The sequence below is a fragment of the Psychrobacter sp. CAL346-MNA-CIBAN-0220 genome (genome assembly GCF_040309805.1).
GTDB lineage: Bacteria > Pseudomonadota > Gammaproteobacteria > Pseudomonadales > Moraxellaceae > Psychrobacter.
In genome coordinates this window covers 1-235 of record NZ_JBEOPF010000734.1, presented here as the reverse complement: position 1 = coordinate 235, position 235 = coordinate 1, and the positions used below count along the sequence as shown (strand labels likewise).

General features: G+C 45.1%; 1 protein-coding gene. It reads left to right on the top strand.

Annotated elements, in window-relative coordinates:
- Positions 1-235: M14 family zinc carboxypeptidase (locus AAEY88_RS15505; RefSeq protein WP_350563820.1), on the top strand; the 235-nt coding region annotated here is incomplete at both ends.

The window sequence follows — 235 nt, the reverse complement described above, 5'->3', positions numbered from 1 at the left end:
CACCTCGGCTTAACCCTCGATGGCCGCGACATGACCTTGCTTAAAATTGGTGATGCAAACCCAGAAAAAAAGAATATTTGGATTACCGCGCGTCAACACCCAGGTGAAACCATGGCTGAGTGGTTAGTCGAAGGATTGTTAAATCAACTACTCGATAGCGATTGTCCAACCTCGAAAGCTTTATTAGACCAAGCCAATTTCTATATTGTGCCGAATATGAACCCAGATGGGAGTG